Source organism: Burkholderia sp. Ap-955, assembly GCF_011753045.1.
GTDB classification, from domain to species: Bacteria; Pseudomonadota; Gammaproteobacteria; order Burkholderiales; family Burkholderiaceae; genus Burkholderia; species Burkholderia lata_D.
The window spans coordinates 42,417-63,409 of the sequence record NZ_VWWH01000029.1; the positions used below are offsets into that span (position 1 = coordinate 42,417).

The following is a 20,993-nucleotide window of genomic DNA, read 5'->3' on the forward strand; positions in this document are numbered from 1 at the left end:
ATTGTCGTTCGCAATGGAATTGATTTCATTGTGCGGTCGCAAAAAAATATGGGTGGGGTAAATCATGCCGGTCGGTATTCACCGAGCCGGTAAAAAACTCGGAGTGCGTCGCATAACGAATGCATTCCCGGTGCGGAGCGCCGGCGCAAATGATCCTTTGCGACCGGCGGTATTTATCGTTCTGTTCGAGAGGCAATAATGACGACACGGAAGTCCTTGAAAGACGGTTTCGCGCTATTCGGAACGACACTGAGCGTGCCGCTCGCAGCGGCCGCGGCCGCTGCGCTGCTCGTCACGGGGTGCGGCGGCGACGACGGGTCGAGTCCGGCCGCTTCGGCCGCCGCCGCCGCCGCGACGTCGGCCGGCGCCAGCACGTCGGCCAACACCACCGCAACGGCCGCCGCGGCCGACCAGCCGTACGTCGACAACGACGTGTACGGCACCGGGCCGAACGACGCGGTCACGGATTCCACGGAAGGGGCGGCCGTCGTGCACCGTACGGTCACGATCGGCGGCAAGACCATCAAATACACGGCCACCACGGGCCACCTGACGACGATCGATCCGGTCACGTCGGCGCCGAACGCGAAGATGTTCTACGTCGCGTACACGCAGGACAATCCGGACCCGTCGAAGCCGCGCCCGGTCACGTTCTTCTACAACGGCGGCCCCGGCTCGTCGTCGGTCTACCTGCTGCTCGGCTCGTACGGGCCGAAGCGCCTGCAGTCGTCGTTCCCGAACTTCACGCCGCCCGCGCCGTACAAGCTGCTCGACAACCCGGACAGCCTGCTCGACCGTACCGACCTCGTGTTCATCAACCCGGTCGGCACCGGTTACTCGGCGGCGATCGCCCCGGCGAAGAACAAGGACTTCTGGGGCACCGACCAGGACGCCCGCTCGATCGATCGCTTCATCCAGCGCTACCTGACCAAGTATTCGCGCTGGAATTCGCCGAAGTTCCTGTACGGCGAGTCGTACGGCACCGCGCGCAGCGCGGTCGTGTCGTGGGTGCTGCATGAGGACGGCATCGACCTGAACGGGATCACGCTGCAGTCGTCGATCCTCGACTACGCGAACGCGCTGTCCGCGCCGGGCACGTTCCCGACGCTCGCCGCCGATGCGTTCTACTGGAAGAAGACGACGCTCAACCCGACGCCGACCGACCTCGACGCGTACATGGTCCAGGCCCGCAACTACGCGGACAACACGCTCGCGCCGCTCGCGCAGAAGCCGAACCCGCAGGACGGTGGCTTCGTGAACGTGCGCCTGAACCTGAACCTGCAGACCGCGCAGCAGATGGGCGCGTACATCGGCACCGATCCGACGTCGCTGATCCAGACGTTCGGCAACCCGGCCGCGCTCGGCAACGTGCCGTCGTCGAACGACAACCCGCCGTACACGTTCTTCCTGACACTCGTGCCGGGCACGCAGATCGGCCAGTACGACGGTCGCGCGAACTTCACGGGCAAGGGCATCGCGCCGTACATCCTGCCGAACTCGGGCAGCAACGATCCGTCGATCACGAACGTCGGCGGCGCGTACACGGTGCTGTGGAACAGCTACATCAACACCGACCTCAAGTACACGTCGACGTCGTCGTTCGTGGACCTGAACGACCAGGTCTTCAACAACTGGGACTTCAGCCACACCGACCCGACCGGCGCGAACAAGGGCGGCGGCAATACGCTGTACACGGCGGGCGACCTGGCGTCGACGATGAGCGTGAACCCGGACCTGAAGGTGCTGTCGGCCAACGGCTATTTCGACGCCGTCACGCCGTTCCACCAGACGGAGCTGACGCTCGCGCAGATGCCGCTCGACCCGACGCTCAAGGCGCAGAACCTGACGATCAAGAACTACCCGTCGGGCCACATGATCTACCTGAACGACGCGTCGCGGACCGCGCTGAAGGGCGATCTCGCCAACTTCTACGACGGCATCCTGGCCAACCGCACCGCGCTGCAGCGCGTGCTGAAGCTGCAGATGCGCACGCAGCAGCTCAAGCAGCAGAAGTTGCAGCAGCAGGGGCAGTAAGCGCCGCGGGCGGCTTGCGCCGCCCCGGATGGACGACAGCCCGATCGGCGCAGGCCGGTCGGGCTGTTTTCATCGCGGGCGAAAGGACCAGCGCGTCCTGCGCCGACAGAGAAATGGCGTCAAACCGTCGAGGACAGGGCGTTCTCGCCGCGTGTTACGCGAGCACGAGCCGGATGCCGACCGCGACGAGCGTCGAGGCGAGCAGGTTGCGCAGCAGCCGTTCGGGCGCGCGCGCCGACAGCAGGCTGCCGATCACGATGCCGGGCAGCGAGCCGAGCAGCAGCGACAGCAGCATCGACCAGTCGACCGAGCCGAGCAGCCAGTGGCCCATGCCCGCGACGAGCGTGAGCGGCACCGCGTGCGCGATGTCGGAGCCGACGATGCGGGTCGTCGCGAGCATCGGATACAGCAGCAGGAGCACGGTCACGCCGATCGCGCCCGCACCGACCGACGTCATCGACACGAGCACGCCGAGCACGGCGCCCGTCAGCACGGTCGACCACAGCGTGCGCGCGGGGCTCGGCGCCAGCGGGTTGCGTGCGGCGAACGCGGTGAGCTGCGGCCGGAAGATCAGCGCGAGCGACGTGAGCAGCAGCGCGATGCCGAGCACGAGCTGGATCATCCGCGCGGTGCCCGGCGTGTTCATCCCGTGCGTATGCAGCCACCACAGCGTGACGGCCGCGGCCGGGACGCTGCCCGCCGCGAGCCGGCCCGTGATGCGCCAGTCGATCGAGCCTTTCAGGCCGTGGACGAGCGTGCCGGTGGCCTTGGTCGCGGCCGCGTACAGCAGGTCCGTGCCGACCGCCGTTGCGGGGTGGACGCCGAACAGCAGCACGAGGATCGGCGTCATCAACGAACCACCGCCAACGCCCGTCAGGCCGACGAGGATGCCGACGAACAGGCCGGACAACGAGTACAGCAGATCGATATGGGGAAGCGACATCGGAAGCAGACGGTTATGCGGCGACGGTTATGCGATGTTCGGCGGCGGCGCGTGGCCGCGGCGCGCGCATCAAAGTCCGCCATTGTCGCAAATGTGGCGCGTCGATGTACGACTGCGTTAAAAATCGAATGGGAAAGCCCGTGAGGCGGGCATCCGGCTGGAAGTAAAACGGGCGTTTGAGTGGCGCGGGGGCGTGGTGGCCGTCCTCCTCGCGGCTGATCGGCGCGAAACGCCCCGTGAAGCGAGAGCCGATGCCAGACCCGGCACGTATAAAAAAGGGCGCGACAGTGCGCGCCCTGGTTCGACGGCGGCGGTGGACACCACCAGCCACCAGCCACCAGTCAGTGCATCGCGGGGCCGACGCCTTCGACTGCACCCTGCTGCCGGATGCGCAGCGCGAGGCCGATCAGCGCGGCGACGGCGGCGAATGCCGCGCCGAACGCGAAGGCCGCATGGTAGCCGCCGTTCAGCGCGTCGAGCGGCGCGGCATTCGCTGCCGCGAGCGCGTCGGCGCGGGCAGCCGCGAGGCTCGCGAGCACGGCGAGGCCGAGCGCGCCGCCCATCATGAACGCGGTGTTGACGATCCCCGACGCGAGCCCGGAATCGGCCGGATCGACGTCGCTCATCGCGGCGAGCAGCACCGGATTGAACGCGACGCCCGCGCCGATGCCGAGCAGCGTCATGCCGGGCAGCACGTGCCAGACGAAGCCGCCGTCCACCGGCGCACGCGAGAACAGTGCGAGGCCGCAGGCCGCGATCAGCAGGCCGGCCGCGATCGGGCCGCGGATGCCGAAGCGCATCACGATCCGCGCGGACAGCCCGAGCGAGAACGCGGCCATGATCAGGTTCGCCGGCAGGAAGGCGAGACCGACCTGCAGCGGCCCGTAGCCAAGCACGCGCTGCATGTACAGCGCGGACAGGAAGAACCACGCGAACATCGCGGCCGCCCACAGCACGGCGATCACGTTCGCGAGCGAGACGTTGCGCGAGGCGAACAGCGAGAGCGGCATCAGCGGATGCGCGGCGCGCGCCTCGATCGCGATGAACAGCGCGAGCAGCGCGACGGCCGCGCCGATCAGCGCGACGGTCTGCGTCGACAGCCAGCCGGCTTCGTTGCCGCCGACGATCCCGTAGACGGCCAGCATCAACGACGCGGTCACGGTGATCGCGCCCGCGACGTCGAGCCGCGCGTTGCCGGCCGGCGCGCGCAGGCGCGGCAGCAGCGCGGCGCACATCGCATAGACCGCGATGCCGATCGGCAGGTTGACGAGGAAGATCCAGTGCCACGACAGCGAGCTCGTCAGCAGCCCGCCGAGCAGCACGCCGATGCTGCCGCCGCCCGCGCAGACGAAGCCGTACACACCCATCGCGCGGGCGCGTTCGCCGGGCTCGGTAAAGAGATTCATGATCAGCGACAGCGCGACGGCCGATACGACCGCGCCGCCGATTCCCTGCACCGCGCGCGCGGCGATCAGCATCGCCTGCGATTGCGCGAGGCCGCACGCGAGCGATGCGAGCGTGAAGACGACGAGGCCGGCGAGGAACATGCGCCGCTGGCCGTACAGGTCGCCGAGCCGCCCGCCGAGCAGCAGGCAGCCGCCGAACGTCAGCAGGTACGCGTTGACGACCCACACGAGGGCCGTCTCGGTGAAATGGAGGTCGGTGCTGATCGACGGCAGGGCAACGTTCACGATCGTGCTGTCGAGCACGATCATCAGCACGCCGAGGCAGAGAACGATCAGCGCGTACCAGCGCTTCTCGCCGTGAATCCCGTGGGTCATGGGCTTGCCGCCTTCTGATCGTTATTTGAACGGCTGCATTGTAGACCCCCTCGGCGCGCGCTTCCTGCCGGTTTGTGGCAGCAGCGATGCGTAGTCGCGCGTCCGGGCGGGACGCGCGTGACGATGGACGCGACGGGCGTTACGAGCGCGCCGGCAGTTCGCAGCCGTCGGGGCCGCACGCGGCTGCGTCGCCGCCATCGAGTTCGACGATGCCGTCGCGCCATGCCTGGTCGAGCGCCTGCGCGAACGCGTCGGCCGGTTGCGCGCCCGATACCGCGTAACGGCCGCCGAACACGAACAACGGCACGCCACGGCCGCCGATCTGCGCGGCGCGGGCGGCATCGGCGTCGACTTCGGCGTGGTACTGGTCGCTGCGCAGCACGGCTTCGACGGCCGAGCGCTCGAGCCCCGCTTCGACCGCGAATTCGGTCAGCTCGGCGTGATCGAACAGCGAGCCGTGCTCGCAGAAATACGCGCGGTACAGCCGCTCGGTCAGCACGTGCGCGCGGCCTGTCGCTTCCGCGAGCTTCACGAGCCGATGGCCGTCGAGCGTATCGCCGACGAGCGTGCCGGGCAGGTCGTAGCGCAGCCCGACGCTCGCGGCCGCATCGGTCACCTGGCGCAGCATCTGGTCGACCTGCGCGGGCGACATCCGGTACTTGCCGGCGAGCATCGCCTCGACCGGCTCGACGGGCTGGCCGGGCATCAGCCGGTACGCACGCAGTGCGACGTCGACGCGGTCGGCGTGCGCGAACGCGGCGAGCGCCTCGTCGAAGCGGCGCTTGCCGATCCAGCACCACGGACAGATCAGGTCGGACCAGATTTCGACGGTCAGGGTCGGGCGGGCAGTCGGGGCGGGAGCGGTCGTCATGGGCGGTTCCGGGCAGCAAAAAAAGTGTAACCGGGACTATATCATTTTGTTCTTCGACGCTTCGTGTTGGCCGGGCGGCCATGCGGTCATATGAAACGGGCGCCCGGCGTATCACGAAGCATAGACACGGAAGCGGCGTCCCGATAGCGAATGCCGATGCCCGGCCGTCGCCGTGTGCTGCGGCGAACCGGCCCGAAAGGGGAGCGCTTACGCGTCGCCCTGCGTTTCCTTCAGGTGCTTGAGGTGCTTGAGGTGCTTGTAGACGGTCGCGCGGCCCATCCCGAGCACGTTAGCGACATAGTTCGCCGCGCTCTTGCCGCGGAACGCGCCCTCCGCGTAAAGCGCTTCGACGAGCTCGCGCCGGTGCTCGCGCGTGAGCCCGTTCAGCCCGACCTGCCGCTCGCGCAGCCAGCCGTGCAGGAACGTGTTGATGCGCTCCTGCCAGTCGTCGCGGAACAGCTCGTCCGGCTGCGCGACGACGCCCGCGCCCTTGATGAACAGGTCGAGCGTCGCGCGCACCTCGTCGAACACCGCGATGTTGAAGTTGATGCACATCATCCCGGCCGGGCGGCCTTCGTCGTCGAACAGCACGTTGCTGACGCAGCGCATCCGCCGGCCGTCCCAGTTCAGCTTCTCGTACGGGCCGATCACGCGCTCGCGTGCGGAATGATCGATTTCCTCGAGCGCGGAATCGTCGCCGACCTCGCGCTTCGACAGGTTGTTCGCGAGATACAGCACGGTCTGGTCGTGCAGGTCGTGGATCACGACTTCCGCGTACGGGAAGAACAGCGCGGCGATACCGTCGGCGATCGGCGCATAGCGGGTGAGCAGCAGGTCTTTGACGGGGGATTTCTTCTTGCGCATCGGGTTCGCCATCTCGGGTGGGCGGGGGCCGGGCAGCGCATCGGGCCGGGGTGCCGGCGCACCGTTGGCCGGCATGCCCGTGCGCCCGCGCGCGGCCGCCGCGGCGGTTGTGCCATTGTATCGGCCCCGCGCGCGCGTGCCGCTCATGCGCGCGTCAGGTGCGTGTACAGCGCGTGCGCGATCGCGATGTCCTCGAGGCCGAGGCCGATCGAGCGGAAGAACGCGTGACGGGCGTACGACGGTGCCGGGCAGGTGCCGGCGACGAGCGCGGGCAGGTCGCCGGCGATCCGCGCGGCGTCCCAGCCGTGTTCTGCCGCCGCGATCTGCATCTCGCCGGCGCTCGCGGGCGTCGTGTGCCGGTAGTCGCAGTACACGTCCATGTCGGGCAGCCAGGCCGGCGGGATCTCGTGCGCGCGTGCGACGTTCGTGCTGATCGACGTGACGAGCGCGGGGCGCGTGAGCATCCCGTCGCCGAGCACGGGCGTGCCCGACGACGTGCACAGCATCACGACGTCCGCGTCGCGCACGCAGGCTTCGACGCTCGCCGCGGCGCACGCACGCGGATCGAGCTGCGCGAGCGCCGCCTGCTGCGCCGCGTCGCCGGCGAGCGAGGGCGAGTACACGTGAATCGTCTCCCAGTCGCGCAAGCCTGCCGTGTGCCGCAGGTGCGCGAGGCCGACCGCGCCCGCGCCGACGATCGCGAGATGGCGCGCGTCGCGCGGCGCGAGGCAGTCGACCGCGAGCGCGGTCGTGCCGGCCGTGCGCTCGACGGTGAGCCGCCCCGCGTCGCACCACATCAGCGGCTGGCCCGTGCGCATCGACATCAGCGCGGTCCACGCGGTGACGATGGGTCTCCCGTCGGGCTTGCCGCCCGTCACGACATACGGCGACAGCTTCGCGCCGAACACCTGCGCGTCGGCGAGCGCGCCGAGATATGTGATGAAGTCGCCGGCCTGGTCGGGAAACAGCGTGAGCGTCTGCGGCGGCTGCACCGCGCGCGCCGCGGCGAGCGACGCGAACATGCGGCGCAGCGTGCCGAGCACGTCGAGCGACGGCAGGGCCGCGCGCACCGCGGCTTCGTCGACGGTCAGCGGCAGGGTCGGGGCGGTTTGCGTCATGGGGACATCTCCGGTCGGGGCCGGACAGGACAGTCTCGATCGACGGTGTCCGGCAATGTTCGTGATGGACGAAAAGTCTAATATAGACAAACAAAATCCGGATAATTTTTCTTTTCGAGACTCCGTGTCGTCGCGTGGCTCGAAAAAAACGCCGGTAAATCAAAGGCATTTATGGTGGATGGCGATCTTTTGATGTCGCGTATCGGGGCACGATTCTCGTATCCCCTATAGTCTATAGTAGACTTTAAGTCTATATTTCGTGTGCAGGACACGATGCGCCGCCGTGTGGCGGCCGCCTGCTTCGAATGCCGATCGGGCGTCCGGCCGGCACCGTCGTGCACCGATCTTCATCGCCTCAATCCAGAACGGAAGGACCGTCATGAACTGGAAGCTCTCCCTTTGCGCCGCCGCGGCGCTTGCCTGCGCGGCCGTCACGGCCCATGCGGAACAGACCACGTTGCGCTTCGGGATCGAAGCCGCCTATCCGCCGTTCGAGAGCAAGACGCCGGCCGGCCAGCTGCAGGGCTTCGACGTCGACATCGGCAACGCGGTGTGCGCGAAGCTGAACATGAAATGCATGTGGGTCGAGAATGCGTTCGACGGCCTGATCCCGGCGCTGCAGGCGCGCAAGTTCGACGCGATCAACTCGGCGATGAACATCACGTCGAAGCGCCGGCAGAGCATCGATTTCACGCCGGCGATCTACGTGGTGCCGATCGTGATGATCGCGAAGCACGGCTCGCCGCTGCGGCCCGACGTCGCGAGCCTGCGCGGCAAGCACGTCGGCGTGCTGCAGGGCTCGTCCCAGGAGGATTTCCTGAAGGCGCACTGGGCCAACGCGGGCGTGGCCGTGGTGTCGTACCAGGATCAGGACCAGATCTACGCCGACCTCGTCGCGGGTCGCCTCGACGCGGCCGTGCAGGAAGCACAGACCGCGCAGGACGGTTTCCTCGACAAGCCGGCCGGCCGCGACTACCAGATCGTCGGCGAGCCGCTGAAGGATCCGGCGACGCTCGGCGAAGGCACGGGCTTCGGGATGCGCAAGAACGACAAGGCGCTGCAGGCGAAGATCGTCGGTGCGCTCGACGCGCTGAAGAAGGACGGCACGCTCAGCGCGCTGTCGCAGAAGTACTTCAAGCGCGACATCGTCTCGAAGTAATCGTAATGACCGCCGTGCGCCGGCCGCCGCGCCGGCGCGTGTCGCATCGAATCTCGACGCAGTACGGGGAACCATGGATTTCGACGTCATCGTTCTGGGGGCCGGCATCGTCGGCGTGTCGTCGGCGCTGCATCTGCAGGATCGCGGGCTGCGCGTCGCGCTCGTCGACCGGCGCGCGCCCGGCGAGGAAACGAGCCACGGCAATGCGGGGCTGATCGAGCGCTCGTCGGTCGTGCCGTACGCGTTTCCGCGCCGGCTCGGCACGCTGCTGCGCTATGCGCGCAACCGCTCGGTCGATCTCTACTGGGACTACCGCGCGCTGCCCGCGTATGCGGGCTGGCTCGCGCGCTTCTGGCGCGAATCGTCGCCGCAGCGGCTGGCGGTCGCCGCGCGCGACTTGTTGCCGCTCGTCGCGGCGAGCGTGGTCGAGCACGACGCGCTGCTCGCGCGCACCGATGCGCAGCCGCTCGTGCACGACGGCGGGTGGATCGAGGCGTTCCGTTCGCCTGAGTTGTTCGATGCGGAAACGCGCGCGCAGCAGCGCGTGGCCGACGCGCACGGGCTGCGGATGACCGTGCTCGACGCACGTGCGTTGCGCGCACGCGAGCCCGGTATCGGCGACGCGTTCTGCGGCGCATTCCACTGGCAGGACCCGAAGACCGTGTCGAGCCCGGGCGGGCTGACCAAAGCCTACGCGCGGCTGTTCGAGCGCGACGGCGGCACGTTCGCGCTCGGCGATGCCCGGACGCTCGTGCAGGTGGAGGGCGGCTGGCAGGTCGGTACCGAACACGGGCCGATCTCGGCACGCTCGGCCGTGGTGGCGCTCGGGCCGTGGTCCGATCACGTCTTCGAGCCGCTCGGCTATCGGATTCCGCTGCGCGCAAAGCGCGGCTATCACATGCATTACCGGCCGACGCGCGCGCCGTTGAACGTGCCCGTGTGCGATACCGAGGCAGGTTTCGTCGTCGCGCCGATGGAAGGCGGCCCCCTGCGGCTCACGACCGGCGTCGAGATCGCGCTGCGCGGCGCACCGCCGACCGGCGTGCAGCTCGCGCGCGCCGAGCCGCTGGCGCGCGACGCGTTCGGCATCGGCGAGCGGCTCGATCCCGAACCGTGGCTCGGGATGCGACCGTGCACGCCCGACATGCGCCCTGTGATCGGGCCCGCGCCGCGCCATCGCCACCTGTGGTTCGCGTTCGGCCATTGCCATCACGGGCTCACGCTCGGCCCCGCAAGCGGACGACTGCTCGCCGAAATGATGACGGGCGCGCCGACCTATATCGATCCTCATCCGTACCGGCCCGCGCGCTTCGGCTGATCCGGCGGTGCGCTGCGTCGCGCGCGCCGCCCTTCACAATGTTTCAATCTGCTATCCGAATTATCGGAAATCACGCAATCGGAAATGATCTGCGTAATCGGCAAGAAAGATAATCGCGAAATAAAGAAAATCAGAAAATCGGCGATTTATCAATGCATTTTCATATTGCTGAAATGCGTAATGGGCAGCCGCTCGCGACGTGAGGCACACCGTCGCAGCGGGTGTTCCGGTGTTACGCGGAATGTACCGGAACACGTTACCACGGGGCTCGCAAACGTTACGTTACATCCGTGTTTCGTCGGCCTTTTTCGTCAGATGATTGCGGCGCCACGGCCGTGAATTTCGTCTGAAATCGATTAAAAAAGCGTTATTGCCCGTCAATAGGCAGACGAATCGATCCTGTTTTTCGAATTGGCACACTTCGTGCAATCCGTCCCCATGCTTTATCAACGTTGTGCCAACCGAGATGGGGAAAATAAAGATGAGACACAATTTTAAATTGACGGGTGTGGCGCTGTCGGTTGCGACGGTGTTCGGGGTACTGGCTTCGGGTTCCGCGATGGCGGGGGCCCTTGATGCGCTGCCGATTCCGCAAGTGATCGTCAACCCGCCGACGAACAGCGTGTCGGTCGGGTTGGTCGCGACGGGTACGTCGCCGCTGGGCTCGGTCACAGTGGCGGCAGGCGGGGCGGGCGCGATCCAGACGTCGCTGGGCGATCCCGGCCAGGTACTGTCGGGCGCCGTGGGGGCGGTGACGGGCGCACTCGGCGGTGGCGGCGGCACGGTACAGCCGCTCGCGCCGGTCCAGGGGGTGCTGAATCAGGTGACGGGTGCGTTGGGCGGCGGCAACCCGGCGGGTGCGTTGACCGGTGCGCTGAATACGGCGACGGGGACGCTGAGCAATGCGGTTGGCACGGTAACGGGGGCACTGGGTAATGTCGGCGGCGGGTCGAATCCGCTGGCACCGGTTCAGGGTGTCGTCAATCAGGTGACGGGTGCGGTCGGTGGTATCGGCGGTGGTTCGAACCCGCTGGCGCCGGTGCAAGGCGTCGTCAATCAAGTAACGGGCGCGCTCGGTGGCGGCGACCCGGCAGGCGCACTGACTGGCGCGATCGGCACGGTCACGGGCGCACTGGGCGGCATCGGTGGCGGCTCGAATCCGCTGGCGCCGGTACAAGGTGTCGTCAATCAAGTGACGGGTGCGCTCGGTGGCGGCAACCCGGCAGGCGCACTGACCGGTGCACTCGGCACGGTGACGGGCGCACTGGGCGGCATCGGTGGCGGCTCGAACCCGCTGGCGCCGGTTCAGGGTGTCGTCAATCAAGTGACGGGTGCGCTCGGTGGCGGCGACCCGGCTGGCGCGTTGACGGGCGCTCTCGGCACGGTCACGGGCGCTCTCGGCACGGTCACGGGCGCCCTGGGCGGTATCGGCGGTGGCTCGAATCCGCTGGCGCCGGTTCAGGGTGTCGTCAATCAAGTGACGGGTGCGCTCGGTGGCGGCGACCCGGCTGGCGCGTTGACGGGCGCTCTCGGCACGGTCACGGGCGCCCTGGGCGGTATCGGCGGTGGCTCGAATCCGCTGGCGCCGGTACAGGGCGTCGTGAATCAGGTCACGGGCGCGCTCGGCAGCGGCAACCCGGCAGGCGCACTGACCGGCGCGCTCGGCACGGTGACGGGCGCATTGGGTGGCATCGGTGGCGGCTCAAACCCGCTGGCGCCGGTACAAGGCGTCGTGAACCAGGTCACAGGCGCGCTCGGCAGCGGTAATCCGGCAGGCGCGCTGACCGGCACACTCGGCACGGTGACGGGCGCATTGGGCGGCATCGGCGGCGGCGCGAATCCGCTGGCTCCGGTTCAAGGCGTCGTCAATCAAGTGACGGGCACGCTCGGCAGCGGCAATCCGGCAGGCGCGCTGACCGGCGCACTCGGCACGGTGACGGGCGCACTGGGCGGCATCGGCGGCGGCTCGAACCCGCTGGCGCCGGTTCAAGGCGTCGTGAACCAGGTAACGGGCACGCTCGGCAGCGGCAATCCGGCTGGTGCGCTGACCGGCGCGCTCGGCACGGTGACGGGCGCATTGGGCGGCATCGGTGGCGGCTCGAATCCGCTGGCGCCGGTACAAGGCGTCGTGAACCAGGTCACGGGCGCGCTCGGCAGCGGCAATCCGGCTGGTGCACTGACCGGCGCGCTCGGCACGGTGACGGGCGCATTGGGCGGCATCGGTGGCGGCTCGAACCCGCTGGCGCCGGTACAAGGCGTCGTGAACCAGGTCACGGGCACGCTCGGCAGCGGCAATCCGGCAGGCGCGCTGACCGGCGCACTCGGCACGGTGACGGGCGCACTGGGCGGCATCGGCGGCGGCTCGAACCCGCTGGCGCCGATCCAGAGCGTCGTCGACCAGGTCACGGGTACGCTCGGCAGCGGCAACCCGGCCGGCGCACTGAGCAACGCGGTCAACACGATCACGGGCACGCTCGGCAACGTCGGCGGCGCGGGAAGCCCGCTGGCTCCGGTGCAGGGCGTCGTCACGCAGCTCGCCGGCACGCTGGGCGACGCGGGAGGCCCGCTGGCGCCGGTGCAAGGCGTCGTGAACCAGGTCGTCGGCACGCTGTCCGGCGCGGGTGGCGGTAGCCCGATCACGCCGATCACGAACCTCGTCAACGGTCTGCAGAACGCGCTGCCGACGGGCGGCAACGCAGCCAGTGCGCTGACCGGCGCGCTGGGCTCGGTGACGGGCGCACTCGGCAACCTCGGCGGCTCGAACCCGCTGGCGCCGGTGCAGGGCGTCGTGAACCAGGTCGTCGGCACGCTTGGCAGCAGCAACGCGGTCGGCACGGCCACGAACGCACTGGGTAACGCGGTCGGCTCCGTCGTGGGCGCACTCGGCAACCTCGGCGGCTCGAGCCCGCTGGCGCCGGTACAGGGCGTCGTGAACCAGGTGGTCGGCACGCTCGGCAACCTCGGCGGCTCGAATCCGCTGGCGCCGGTGCAAGGCGTCGTGAACCAGGTCGTCGGCACGCTGTCGGGCGCGGCAGGCAGCAACCCGATCGCCCCGATCACGAACCTCGTGAGCGGCCTGACGGGCGGCAGCAACCCGGCCGGCGCACTGACCGGTGCGCTCGGTTCGGTGTCGGGCGCACTCGCGAACGGTCCGGTGGCCCTCGGGCAGGCGGCCGGCGCGCTGTCGGGCGCGGCCGGTTCGACGGCAGCGGCGGGCGGCAGCCTGCTCGGCTCGGGCGCGAACGCGGCCGGCGGCACGGCGGGTGCAGTCGGCTCGCTGCTGACGACGGGCGCCAACGCCACGGCGACGGTCGTCAACGCGGTCGGTACGACGGTGGGCACGGCGCTCGGCTCCGCGCCGGGCCTGTCGGTCACGCCGCACTCGGGCAACAGCGCGCCGGGCAACCCGCTCGCGCCGGTGTCGTCGCTGCTCCAGTCGCTGACGGGCGCACTGCCGAAGTAACCGGCCGCGCACGCACGGCGGAGCCAGGATCGGCCGCCGTGCGCAACGGGCCGCACGACGCGGCATGACAGCGATGTCATGCCGCGTTGTCTTTGGTGTCCCTTTTTTCTTTCGTCGGACGAATGGCCGCCGCCAACGGCGCTCGCCGGCCGGCGTGGAATAACCGGTCGCCTCCATCCGTTTACATACCGAATCCCGGCAGCGCCGGCCGGCGGGATAATGGTCGTGACGAAGCTGATCGTCCCGGCCGGTGCCGCCGTGTCGCGATACCGCGTCAAGGAGAAAGGGCATGAAACGGATACTCGTCGCCGCCGCGCTGACGGCGTCAATCGTGCAGCCCGCCGCCGCGGACCCACCGCGAGCCGGCGACGGAAAGCTGGTCGACGAAGATCACATGACGCTGTACGTGTTTGATCGCGATGCACCCGGCAAGAGCGCATGCGACCGCGCGTGCGCGGCGAACTGGCCGCCTGCGCTTGCCGACGCGTACGACAAGGCAACCGGCGCGTTGAGTCTCGTCGCGCGTGACGACGGCAGCAAGCAATGGGCGTACCGCGGGCGCCCGCTGTATCGCTGGAAGCTGGATCACAAGCCCGGCGAAGCGGGCGGCGACGGGGTCGGCGGCAAGTGGCACGTCGCGCGTCCGTGACGACGCGCGGTGGGGCGGTGCGCGAGGCATCCTGATGAGCTACGAATCGGATCTGCTGGTGTGGTTGCCGCATCTCACGCGTTATGCGCGCGCGCTGACGGGTGACCGGGCCTGGGCAGACGATCTCGTGCAGGACACGCTCGAGCGTGCGCTGAACCGCCCGCCGCGCGACGGCGGCAACCTGCGCGCATGGCTGCTGACGCTGCTGCGGCACCGCTTCATCGACCAGTTGCGCGCGCGGCACGAGATCGCGGTCGACGATGCGACGGCGCCGTGGCAGACGATGGCCGCACCGGCCGGCGAAATCGGCGGGCTGGTGCTGCGCGACGTGCAGCGCGCGCTGTACCGGCTGCCGGTCGAACAGCGCGAGGTGCTGCTGCTGGTCGCGCTCGAGGAATTGAGCTATCGCGATGCCGCGGAGGTGCTCGGCGTCCCGGTGGGAACGGTGATGTCGCGGCTTGCACGGGCGCGCGGGCAGATGCGCGCGCTGTTGTCCGACGAGCCGCCGGCGCACGGCACGGCTGCATTACGGGTGATCGGGAAGACATGATGGACGATCCGCACAAGCCTTCGAACGAGCGGGACGACGATGCGTCGGCGCAACTGCTGTCCGCGTTGCTGGACGGCGAGCTGTCCGGGCACGAGCGTCGCGAGGTGCTCGAGCGCGTGCTGGCCAATCCGGAGGAAGCCGAACGATTCGCGCATTATCAGGCGCAGCGCGACGCGCTGCAGGCGCTGTTCCCGCTGCCGGCCGCCGCGTCCGCGCTGTTCGTGCAACGCCGTGCGCCGCGCCGGCGCGGGATCGCCTATGCGTTCGCGGGGCTCGCGGCCGGGCTGCTGATCGGTGTCGCGCTGCATGCGGGCTGGATGGCGTTCGGCGGTGAACCGGCGTTCGCCGCGCGCGCGGATGTCGCCTATGCGACGTATGTGGCCGACCGCGACCATCCGGTCGAGGTCGGCGCGGGCGACCCCGGCCATCTCGTCGCGTGGCTGTCCGCGCGTCTCGGGCGGCCCGTGCGTGCGCCGTCGCTCGACGAATACGGTTACCGGTTGCTCGGCGGCCGGCTGCTTCCCGGCGAAGCGGGGCCGGCCGCGCAACTCATGTACCAGCGCGCGGACGGCGAGCGCGTGACGCTGTACATGACGGCCTACGACACACGGCGTCTCGCGCCGAAGGCGATCTCGGCGGGCGACCGCTACACGTATTTCTGGTCGGATCGCGGGATGGGCTACGCATTGTCCGGCCAGGGCGACGAACGGCGCCTGCGCGAACTCGCGATCGATGCGTGCGGCGAACTCGGCGGCCCGACCGACGCGTGGAAGGGGTGACGCGCGCGGCGCCGGCAGGGAGCAGGTGATGAAGACGACGATGACGAAGGGGCTCGTGCCGATGCTGGTGCTGGCGGCGCTCGCCGCGGGCGCCGCGCTTGCTCGGGCGGACGGCGACGCGCCGCTGCGCGTGCCCGTCGACGCCGACGGCGTGCAACGGGTGGCGATCGTCGGCGGCAGTTATTTCTTCCGACCGAACCACGTGATCGTGCGGGCGCACGTGCCGGTCGAGCTGACCGTGTCGGCCGCGCCCGGCCCGGTGCCGCACAGCTTCGAAATCGATGCGCCGCAAGCCGGCATCGCGGTGCGCACCGAGCTCGGCACGACGCCGAAGACGTTTCGCTTCACGCCGGCGCAGCCGGGCCGGTTCGCCTACTATTGCACGCATCGGCTCCTGTTTTTCAGGAGCCATCGCGAGCGCGGGATGGAAGGCGTGCTCGATGTCGAGGCGGCGCCGTGATCGCCGCGTTGCTGGCCGCGAGCCTGATAGGAGCGAGCATGACCGCCGATCCCGTGACCGTCGCGCAGGCGCATTTCGACCACGTCCGCTCGTACCGCGCGACGATCCGCTCGTCCGCGCGCGGCGGCGAGCATACCGAAATCCATTACGCGTACCTGAAACCGGGCTTCGTCCGGATGGATTTCGTGTCACCGCATCACGGCGCGGTGCTCGCCTACGATCCCGGCGACGGCAAGGTGCGGCTGCGTCCGTTCGGCGTGCATGCGCCGCCCGCGCTGACGCTGTCGCCGTCCAATCCGCTCGTGCGCGACCGCAGCGGCCACCGGGTCGACCGGTCGGACGTCGGCGAACTGCTGCGCAACGTCCATGCGCTGCAGGAAGGCGGCGCGACGGTGACCGAAGGCGAGGAGGCCGTCGGCGGCCGGACCGCGCTGCGCGTGTCGGTCACGGGCGCGCCCGCGCACGCGGTCGACGGCGTGCATCGCTACCGGCTGTGGCTCGATACCGAGGACGGCTTTCCGCGGAAGGTCGTCAGCTTCGCGGACGATGACGATGTGCCGCTCGAAACCGTGACGCTCGACGACATCGAGATCGACGTCGCGTTTCCCGAACGCTTCTTCGCGCCCTGAGCGGTGCGCTGACTCGTGCCCGTGACGGGCATGCCGGAGGCTGCATGGCGGAATACCGGTTCTCGACGACCTGGCGCGTGGACGCGCCGCTCGCGGCGGTGTGGGACGCGATCTACCAGGTCGACCGCTGGCCCGCCTGGTGGAAGGGTGCCGTGAGCACCGTCGAGATCGAACCGGGCGACGCGCGCGGCGTCGGCGCGCTGCACCGTTACACATGGAAGGGGACGCTGCCGTACCGGTTGACCTTCGACATGCGCGTGCGACGCGTCGAGCCGCCGCATGCACTCGAAGGCCGCGCGAGCGGCGCGATCGAAGGCGACGGATGCTGGTCGTTCGTCGCCGACGGCGCACGTACGATCGTGCGCTACGACTGGCACATCCGCACGCACGTGCGCTGGATGAATTGGCTGGAGCCGCTCGGTCGCCCGCTGTTCCGATGGAACCACGACGTCGTGATGCGCGAAGGCGCGAAGGGGCTCGCGCGGCTGCTGGGCGCCGCGGTTGAGACGGAGGGCCGGACCTTCCGGCCTTTGCCGGATGCGGGCTGCGCCGATGCCTGAGCGCGGGTGAACGCGAGCAAAGGCGCGTAGCGGCGGGCCGCGCCGCTCAGCGCGCGTACGCCATCACCGCGCCATCCACCACCAATGCGACACGTTCGCCGACGGCCGGACACCGGTGTCCCGGCACGCGTGCGCGCACGCGTACGTCGCCATCGGCATCGAGGCGCACGAGCACGTCGGCGTCCTGGCCCGCGAACTGCGCGACTTCGACACGCGCCGTATGACCGCGCGCCGCGTCGCCGTGCGTGACCGGCACGATGCCGATCTGCTCGGGACGCAGCATCGCATCGGCTGGCCCGTCGGGCAGCGGCGCGACGAGCGGCAGGTCGCCGAGCGCGCAGGCGATGCGCATGTTGCGCACGCGGCCGGCGAGCAGCACGGCCTGTCCGACGAACGACGCGACGTCGCGCGTGACGGGTTGACGGTACAGCGTCTGCGGCGCGGCCGTCTGCACGAGCCGGCCGTGCCACATCACCGCCACTTCGTCGCCGAGCGTCATCGCCTCGGGCTGGTCGTGCGTGACGAGCACCGCGGTCGCGCCTGCCGCGGCGAGCGCATCGGCGACCGCGCTGCGCGTTTCGTGGCGCAGCGACGTGTCGAGCGCGGAGAACGGTTCGTCGAGGATCACGAGCGACGGCTCGGGCGCGAGCGCGCGAGCGAGCGCGACGCGCTGCTGCTGCCCGCCGGACAGTTGCTGCGGCGCACGGCTCGCATACGACGCGGGCAGCCCGACCATCTCGAGCAGTTCGTCGACGCGATGATGGTGCCGCCGCGCCGCGCGCGGCAGACCGAACGCGATGTTGTCGGCCACCGACAGATGCGGAAACAGCGCACCTTCCTGCGGCACGTAGCCGATCCGGCGCTGCTCGGGCGGCAGATGCACGTCGGGCGCGGCCACGCGGCGGCCATCGATTTCGACGGTGCCGCGCTCGGCGCGCTCGAAGCCGCACAGCACGCGCAGCAGGGTGGTCTTGCCGCTGCCGGACGGGCCGAGCAGCGCGAGGCGCGAGCCGCGCCGCACGGTGAGGTCGATGTCGTGCAGGACGGTATGCGATCCGAACGATTTCGACAGGCCGTGGATGCGTAGTTCGCTCATGGGCGGTTCCGGGGAAAAAGGGCGGCGCTCAGTCGCGCACCGACGCGCGGCCGAGCAGCAGGAACAGCAGTCCCGATGCACCGAGCGACAGCGCGACGAGCAGCGCCGCATAGGGCGCCGCGGCGGCGAACGCGAGCGTCGCCGTATCGCTCCACACCTGCGTCGCGAGCGTGCGGGTGCCGATCGGCGACAGCAGCAGCGTCGCGTTGAGTTCCGTCACGACCGAGATGAACACCATCGTCGCGGCCGCGCCGAGGCCGGGCGCCGCGAGCGGCAGCACCACACGCGTGAGCGTCGCGCGCCAGCCGAGCCCGAGCGAGCGTGCCGTTTCCTCGAGCCGGACCTGCACGTGCGACAGCGCCGCGCGCACGCTGACGACCGCCAGCGGCAGGAACAGGATCGCGTACGCGGCGACGAGCGCCGGTGCGCTCTGGTAGAGCGGCTGCAGCAGCCGTACCGTGATCGACACGATCGCCAGCGCGACGACGATGCCCGGCACGCCCTGCACGGTCATCGCCGTGCGCTCGAGGAGCGTCGCGACGCGGCCCGGATAACGGACCAGCAGGAACGCGAGCGGCAGCGCGAGCAGCGTCGTGACGGCGGCCGCCATCAGGCCGTAGCCGGACGACGCCAGCGTGGCCTGCCACAGCAGTTCGGGCGACACGTCGGCCGGCGTGACGGCGGCCGCGCCCTGTTGCGTGAGCCAGTAGCCGATCATCGCGAGCGGCACGCCGAGCGTCGCCGCGGCGAGTGCGGCGAACGCGGCGGTGACGGGGCCGCGTAGCGGGCCGAGCGGATAACGCATCGCGACGCGGCGCGCGGCGCGGTGCGTATGACCGTAGCGCGCATGGCCGCGTGCGCGTGCCTCGATCGCGAGGCACAGCAGGCACAGCGCGATTAGCACGCAGCCGAGCAGCGATGCGCCGCCGCCGTCGAACGCGGTGCGGTATTCCGCATAGATCTCGGTCGTGAACGTGCGAAAGCGCAGCAACTGGAATGCGCCGAACTCGGACAGCACGCCGAGCGCGACGAGCAGCATCCCGCCGCACAGCGCGGGGCGCAGCTGCGGCAGCACGACGCGGAAGAAGGTATGCGACGGCGAGCAGCCGAGCGTGCGCGCGCTTTCCTCCAGCGCGGGGTCGAGTTCGCGCAGCGCGGCGGCCACCGGCAGGTAGACGAGCGGGAAGTACGCGGAGGTCAGCACGATCAGCGCGCCGAGGAAATCCTGCAGGTCGAGGCTCAGCGACACCCACGCGTAGCTCGTGATGAACGGCGGCACCGCGAGCGGCGCGGCCGCGAGCGCGGTCCACAGCGGCCGGGCGGGCAGGTCGGTGCGCTCGATGAACCACGCGAGCGCCGTGCCGAGCAGCGTGCACGCGAGGGTCGCGGCGAGCGTGATGGACAACGTGTTGACCAGCAGTTCGCCGACGAGCGGGCGCCACAGCAGCTCGATCGCATCGTCGACGCCGAAGGTGGCCGCGCGGTACAGCGTGAAGCCGAGCGGCAGCAGGATCGCGAGCGGCCCGCACGCGGCCGCGGCGACGAGCGCGCGCGACGGGCGGCGCCGTGTCGCGGTGTGCTCGCCGTCGCGTGCGGTGCCTGCCGTGCGGGACACGGCGTCGCTCATGCTCAGAGCAGGCCTGCCTGGCGCAGCAGCTTGCCGGCCTGGCTGTCGTCGCCGAGCTGTTCGAACGACAGCGCCGGCGGGCTCAGTTCGTTGAACGGCTTCAGGATCGGATCGGGCGCGACGCCCGGATGCAGCGGATACTCGAAGCTGATATGGCCGCCGGCCATCAGTTTCTGCGCACGCTCGCTGACGAGATACGCGACGAACTTCTGCGCTTCCGGCTGGTGCTTCGAGGCCTTCAGCACGGCGGCGCCGGACACGTTGACGGCACCGCCGACGTCGCCTGTGCCGAAGTGATGGATCGCGCTGCGGGTCGACTTGTCGCCGAGCTCGGCGTGCAGGCGGTCCCAGTAGTAGTTGTTGATGATGCCGGTCAGCACGCCGCCGCGGTTGACGGCCGCCGTCACGCCTTCGTCGTCGTCGAAGATCTGCGCGTTGGCCTTCAGGCCCTTCAGCCATTGCAGCGTCGCGGCTTCGCCGTGCAGTGCGAGCACCGCACTCACGAGCGGCAGGAAGTCCGCGTCGCTCGGCGCGACGCCGACCTTGCCCTTCCATTCCGGTTTCGCGAGATCGAGCAGCGAAGCGGGCAGCTGCTGCGGCTGGATTTTCGCGGTGTTGTAGACGAGCACGTTCTCGCGCGCGAGCACGCCGACCCAGTCGCCGTCGGCCGGGTTGAAGCGCGCGGGTACCGATTGCAGCGTGGCGGCGTCGGTCTTCGCGAACAGGCCCTTGCGGTCGAGCAGCACGAGCTCCGGCGAGTTCTCGGTGAAGTACACGTCGGCCGGCGTGCGGTCGCCTTCCGCGACGAGCTGCGCGGCGAGTGCCGGGCCTTCGCCCGAGCGCACCTTCACGGTGATGCCGCTCTGCGCCTCGAAGTCCTTGACGAGCTGGTTGACGACCTGCTCGTGCTGCGCGTTGTACAGCGTGAGCGTCGCGGCATGCGCGCGCGCGGCGTGCAGTGCGCCGGTCAGCATCAGCGCGGCGGCCGCCGCGGAAATCAGGTGCCGCAGCGAGCGGCTAACGGGTGAAGTGTTCATGTGGTTTTCAGCAGGTTGCATCCGGCCGGGCCGGGAAGGTGTGCCTTGGCTTGCG

General features: G+C 69.6%; 18 protein-coding genes. 10 read left to right on the forward strand and 8 right to left on the reverse strand.

Annotated features, from left to right (window positions below):
- Positions 1-198: 198 nt before the first annotated feature.
- Positions 199-2,034: a peptidase S1 gene (locus tag F3J15_RS17625; RefSeq protein WP_089430682.1), complete on the forward strand. Its 1,836-nt coding sequence runs from the start codon at positions 199-201 to the stop codon at positions 2,032-2,034.
- 154 nt (positions 2,035-2,188) lie between these two features.
- Here F3J15_RS17625 and F3J15_RS17630 read toward each other — a convergent pair whose 3' ends face one another.
- The 5 genes from F3J15_RS17630 to F3J15_RS17650 all read right to left on the reverse strand — a co-directional run bounded on the left by F3J15_RS17630 (position 2,189) and on the right by F3J15_RS17650 (position 7,611).
- Entirely contained in the window at positions 2,189-2,977 is a 789-nt protein-coding gene (locus F3J15_RS17630) for a sulfite exporter TauE/SafE family protein (protein WP_069247280.1), read from the reverse strand.
- 341 nt (positions 2,978-3,318) lie between these two features.
- Positions 3,319-4,758, reverse strand: coding sequence for a DHA2 family efflux MFS transporter permease subunit (locus F3J15_RS17635; protein WP_166893009.1), 1,440 nt, complete (start codon positions 4,756-4,758; stop codon positions 3,319-3,321).
- Between the two features lie 139 nt (positions 4,759-4,897).
- Positions 4,898-5,629, reverse strand: coding sequence for a DsbA family oxidoreductase (locus F3J15_RS17640; RefSeq protein WP_069247282.1), 732 nt, complete (start codon positions 5,627-5,629; stop codon positions 4,898-4,900).
- 207 nt (positions 5,630-5,836) lie between these two features.
- Complete coding sequence (locus tag F3J15_RS17645) at positions 5,837-6,640, reverse strand: PAS domain-containing protein (protein ID WP_166893012.1); 804 nt, start codon at positions 6,638-6,640, stop codon at positions 5,837-5,839.
- Positions 6,637-7,611, reverse strand: a complete 975-nt coding sequence (locus F3J15_RS17650) for an ornithine cyclodeaminase family protein (RefSeq protein ID WP_166893015.1) — start codon at positions 7,609-7,611, stop codon at positions 6,637-6,639. The genes F3J15_RS17645 and F3J15_RS17650 overlap by 4 nt, the downstream gene beginning before the upstream one ends.
- Before the next feature lie 379 nt (positions 7,612-7,990).
- Between F3J15_RS17650 and F3J15_RS17655 the strand changes: the two genes are divergently transcribed.
- The 9 genes from F3J15_RS17655 to F3J15_RS17695 all read left to right on the forward strand — a co-directional run bounded on the left by F3J15_RS17655 (position 7,991) and on the right by F3J15_RS17695 (position 17,178).
- On the forward strand, positions 7,991-8,770 hold the full coding sequence (locus tag F3J15_RS17655) for an ABC transporter substrate-binding protein (RefSeq protein WP_166893017.1): 780 nt from the start codon (positions 7,991-7,993) through the stop codon (positions 8,768-8,770).
- A gap of 73 nt (positions 8,771-8,843) precedes the next feature.
- Positions 8,844-10,088 (forward strand): FAD-binding oxidoreductase, encoded by a 1,245-nt coding sequence (locus F3J15_RS17660; RefSeq protein WP_166893020.1) that lies wholly within the window; start codon positions 8,844-8,846, stop codon positions 10,086-10,088.
- Between the two features lie 481 nt (positions 10,089-10,569).
- Positions 10,570-13,551, forward strand: a complete 2,982-nt coding sequence (locus tag F3J15_RS17665; protein ID WP_166893023.1) for a hypothetical protein — start codon at positions 10,570-10,572, stop codon at positions 13,549-13,551.
- Positions 13,552-13,840: 289 nt separating this feature from the next.
- Positions 13,841-14,200: a hypothetical protein gene (locus tag F3J15_RS17670; protein WP_166893027.1), complete on the forward strand. Its 360-nt coding sequence runs from the start codon at positions 13,841-13,843 to the stop codon at positions 14,198-14,200.
- 34 nt (positions 14,201-14,234) lie between these two features.
- Positions 14,235-14,750 (forward strand): sigma-70 family RNA polymerase sigma factor, encoded by a 516-nt coding sequence (locus F3J15_RS17675; protein ID WP_039361534.1) that lies wholly within the window; start codon positions 14,235-14,237, stop codon positions 14,748-14,750.
- Entirely contained in the window at positions 14,747-15,529 is a 783-nt protein-coding gene (locus F3J15_RS17680; RefSeq protein WP_166893031.1) for an anti-sigma factor, read from the forward strand. The genes F3J15_RS17675 and F3J15_RS17680 overlap by 4 nt, the downstream gene beginning before the upstream one ends.
- 28 nt (positions 15,530-15,557) lie before the next feature.
- Positions 15,558-15,989, forward strand: coding sequence for a quinol oxidase (locus F3J15_RS17685; RefSeq protein WP_205190845.1), 432 nt, complete (start codon positions 15,558-15,560; stop codon positions 15,987-15,989).
- Positions 15,986-16,618: a DUF1571 domain-containing protein gene (locus F3J15_RS17690; protein ID WP_089445044.1), complete on the forward strand. Its 633-nt coding sequence runs from the start codon at positions 15,986-15,988 to the stop codon at positions 16,616-16,618. The genes F3J15_RS17685 and F3J15_RS17690 overlap by 4 nt, the downstream gene beginning before the upstream one ends.
- Positions 16,619-16,662: 44 nt before the next feature.
- Positions 16,663-17,178 carry an SRPBCC family protein gene (locus F3J15_RS17695; RefSeq protein ID WP_166893034.1) on the forward strand — a complete coding sequence of 172 codons (516 nt, stop codon included), beginning with the start codon at positions 16,663-16,665 and terminating at the stop codon, positions 17,176-17,178.
- A 46-nt stretch (positions 17,179-17,224) separates the two neighbouring features.
- Here F3J15_RS17695 and F3J15_RS17700 read toward each other — a convergent pair whose 3' ends face one another.
- The 3 genes from F3J15_RS17700 to F3J15_RS17710 are packed head-to-tail and all read right to left on the reverse strand — an operon-like array spanning position 17,225 to position 20,938.
- Positions 17,225-18,274: an ABC transporter ATP-binding protein gene (locus F3J15_RS17700; protein ID WP_166893036.1), complete on the reverse strand. Its 1,050-nt coding sequence runs from the start codon at positions 18,272-18,274 to the stop codon at positions 17,225-17,227.
- A gap of 28 nt (positions 18,275-18,302) precedes the next feature.
- Complete coding sequence (locus F3J15_RS17705; protein WP_166893038.1) at positions 18,303-19,901, reverse strand: iron ABC transporter permease; 1,599 nt, start codon at positions 19,899-19,901, stop codon at positions 18,303-18,305.
- A gap of 2 nt (positions 19,902-19,903) precedes the next feature.
- Positions 19,904-20,938, reverse strand: a complete 1,035-nt coding sequence (locus tag F3J15_RS17710) for an iron ABC transporter substrate-binding protein (RefSeq protein ID WP_166893040.1) — start codon at positions 20,936-20,938, stop codon at positions 19,904-19,906.
- Between the last annotated feature and the right edge of the window lie 55 nt (positions 20,939-20,993).